The organism is Lysinibacillus sp. GbtcB16 (assembly GCF_019091145.1).
Classification (GTDB): Bacteria; Bacillota; Bacilli; order Bacillales_A; family Planococcaceae; genus Lysinibacillus; species Lysinibacillus fusiformis.
Genome location: NZ_JAGXJV010000170.1, coordinates 1 through 388, shown reverse-complemented (window position 1 = coordinate 388; position 388 = coordinate 1). Strand labels below are relative to the sequence as shown.

Genomic DNA, 388 nt, shown 5'->3' with positions numbered 1-388 from the left:
AACCCGGAGCTGAGCCGTTCCGAGATCGAAGAGCTTGTTAAGAGCTTCGTGAACGTGGAGAAAATCATTTGGCTGAACAAAGGCTTGGATGGCGACGAGACGGATGGCCACGTAGATAATATTGCGTGCTTCGCGACACCAGGCAAAGTGATTTTGCAAGTATGCAACGATCCTTCGGATGCCAACTATGCGATTACGCAGGAGAACTTGCAGATTTTGCGTAATGCGACCGACGCCAAAGGGCGTTCCTTCGAGATTATTCAAATCGAGCAGCCGCCGATTACATTCTTTGAGGAGCAGCGCTTGACGCTAAGCTATCTGAACTTTTATTTTGTTAACGGCGGTATCATATTGCCTGTGTTCGGCGGAACAGCGGAAGAAACAGACC

General features: G+C 49.2%; 1 protein-coding gene. It reads left to right on the top strand.

Going from position 1 to position 388, the window contains the following annotated elements; translation table 11 throughout:
* A partial coding sequence (locus KVT27_RS23870) for an agmatine deiminase family protein (RefSeq protein WP_217582099.1) occupies window positions 1–388 on the top strand: 388 nt, incomplete at both ends.